Source organism: Kiritimatiellia bacterium, from assembly GCA_018001225.1.
In the GTDB taxonomy this organism is placed as follows: domain Bacteria; phylum Verrucomicrobiota; class Kiritimatiellia; order CAIQIC01; family JAGNIJ01; genus JAGNIJ01.
Map to the genome: position 1 here is coordinate 1 of JAGNIJ010000080.1, position 2946 is coordinate 2946.

2 protein-coding genes are annotated in these 2946 nt (G+C 66.2%); both read left to right on the forward strand.

Going from position 1 to position 2946, the window contains the following annotated elements; all coding sequences use genetic code 11:
- Positions 1 to 830: 830 nt before the first annotated feature.
- Positions 831 to 1532 carry a hypothetical protein gene (locus tag KA248_15805; protein ID MBP7831372.1) on the forward strand — a complete coding sequence of 234 codons (702 nt, stop codon included), beginning with the start codon at positions 831 to 833 and terminating at the stop codon, positions 1530 to 1532.
- Between the two features lie 16 nt (positions 1533 to 1548).
- Positions 1549 to 2946: hypothetical protein (locus KA248_15810; GenBank protein ID MBP7831373.1), on the forward strand; the 1398-nt coding region annotated here is incomplete at its 3' end.

Consider the following 2946-nt stretch of genomic DNA (forward strand, 5'->3'; position numbering starts at 1 on the left):
CAGCAGCGAGCGGCGCGAGGGGCCAGCCGCCACGACCGGTCGGCGCCGCGACGCTATTCCATCACCGTGGCGGCAGTGCGGCGCTTGCATCGTGGCGTGTGATTTCCGCTAGCGGGAGATGGTTGGATCGTTGACCGGACGGGCATTCAAGCGGCAGGTACAGAGTAGTTGGGCGCCTGGGTTGAGGCGTGACGAGCGGGTTTTCGCGCCGCTCGCTGCCGCTCGCGGTACCTCCATGTTGCCAATTGATGGATCGTGCCATGGGCAGGGGAGCGGTGAATGGGTGAATCGGTGAATTGGCATCCGTGCTCGTAATCGTGCTCGTAATTCGTAATCGTAATCGTGCCTCGACTCGAAATGCTCACCACAAAGTCACAAAGGACACGCAGCATTCATTGATCAACTAACAACTGATTCTGAACCTGGAAACTGGGAACTTGTGAACATTCCGACGTTCTAACTTTCAAACAGCCCGATTACGATCACGAGCACGGATCCAGTACCCAGGTCACAGCACCCAGGTCCCAGGTCCGAATTCCGATGTCCGCGTTACGGGAACCAGCCTCGAGTCTCGAGCATCGAGCCTCGATGACGAGCACGAATCACGATTACGATCATGATTACGAATTACGAGCACGATTTCGAGCACGAAGAGATCGCAACTCCCATTCTCCTATCTCCTATCTCCTCACTATTCACTGTTCACTGTTCACCGTTCACCGTTCACTTCCCACAGCCTGCCGACCGCCGGCTGCCGACGATTAAATCCTGTCGCCACCGCAACCGATTTGTGGTAGTTATGGGCTGGAATCCTGCCCGGAGGTCATCCCGTGAGACACCCATCATCGATCGTCAGCCTGGGACTGCAAGCAGTCACCATTGCCGCCGCCCTGGGCGCCCTCGCGCTCGCCGTGCACGCACAGGGGACGGACCCGGCGGCCATGGCCAGCCAGTACGCGGCCAGCGCCAAGAAAAATGCCGAGCTGACACGGCACTACACCTGGCAGATGCGCGTGGCGTTCTCCCTGAAGGGCGAGCCCAAGCCGGCCACGCTGTACCAGATGCGGTTCGACGCCGACGGCAAGCTGCAGAAGACGCGGCTCACCGCGCCGCCCGAGGAGAAGAAGGCACACGGCATCCGCGGCCGGATCAAGGAGAAGAAGATCGAGGAGTTCAAGGATTGGGCGGACACGCTGTCCGATCTGGTCAAGGAATACATGGCGCCCACGCCGGGCACCATGATGGACTTCTACGCGAAGGCCGCCTACAGCCACGCCGCAGACGGCACGGTCCAGGTCACGGCCGGCGGCTTCATCCAACCGAAGGACACGGTGACCTTCTGGCTCGATCCGGCGACCAAGGGCACGCGCCGGTTCGCCTTCCAGACGGTTCTGGACGAGGACGCCGTCAGCGGCCAGCTCGATTTCGGCCAGGTGCCGGGCGGGCCGCAGTATGCCGCCCGGGTCATCGTGAACGTGCCGGGCAAGGACGTGTCGGCCACGATCGAGAACTTCAACTACCAGCGGCAGTGACCGCGGAGGGCGCATCATGAAACGGATCCTGCTGGCCGCGGCTGTCCTCGTCGGGTTGGCCGCCGCGACCGTCTGCGTGCCGGGGGCCCAGCCGGCCCCGTGGCCGAGAGTCAAGACGCTGCCCGACGGCACCCGGATCACCGCCTACCAGCCGCAGGTGGACAACTGGGGCTTCTACGTCCGGCTGGACTTCCGCCTGGCGGTGGAGATCCTGGAGCCGGGCGCCGCCCGCCCCGTGCCGGCGGCGCTGCAGCTCACCGGCGAGACCACCACCGACCTGTCCACCCGGACGGTGGTGCTGTACAACCTGAAAATCCTCAAGGCGAATTTCCCCGCCGCCGACGACGCCACCGCCCAGCGACTGACCGCGCTGCTCGCGCGCGTCGTGCCCGCCGCGCCGATGAAGCTGTCCGTGGACGCGATCCTGGCCCACGTCACCACCCCGGGCGGCGGGGCGGCCCCGCCGTCCGGCCAACCCGCGGCGCCCGCGGCCGCCGCACCGGCCCAGCCGGCGCCGCCCGTCATCCTGCACAGCCAGACGCCGGCGGTGCTGGTGATCTATGACGGCGAGCCGAAGTTCGCCCCCATCGAGGGCACCGGCCTCCGCTTCGCCGTCAACACGAACTGGGACGTGTTCCAGGAAAACGACCAGCCGACGACCTACCTGCTCAACGGCGAGAGCTGGCTGCAGGCCCCGGCGCCCACCGGTCCGTGGGCGCCGGTGACGAAGCTCCCCCGGAGCTTCTGGAGCCTGCCCGCGGAGGACAACTGGGCCGAGGTGCGAAAGCACCTCCCCGGCAAGACGATCACCAAAGGCACAATGCCCACGGTGTTCGTCAGCGTCCAGCCGGCGGAGCTGATCCTGCTGGACGGCGCGCCGAAGTTCAAGGCCGTCACCGGAACGAAGCTGGCCTGGGTGGCCAACACCGACAGCGACCTGTTCCGGCACGAGCCGGACGGGACGCTCTACTACCTGGTGTCCGGACGCTGGTTCCGCGCGTCGTCGCTGGACGGGCCCTGGACGTACGCGAGCGACGCCCTGCCCGCCGATTTCGCGAAGATCCCGCCGGACCACCCCAGGGCCGCCGTCCGCGCGTCGGTGCCCGGCACTCCCGAGGCGCAGGAGGCGGTCATGCTGGCCCAGGCGCCCCACAAGGCCGAGGTCCAGCGCGGCGCCGTCACCGTCGACGTGAAGTACTCCGGCGATCCCCAGTTCCAGACGGTGGAGGGCACGGTGGTGGCGTACGCCGTCAACACCCCGAACGACGTGCTCCGGGTGAACGACGCGTACTACTGCTGCTACCAGGCGGTCTGGTTCGTCGCCCCCTCCCCCACCGGTCCCTGGACGGTGGCGGACACCATCCCGGCCGTGATCTACACCATCCCCCCGAGCTGTCCCAAGTACAACGTCACC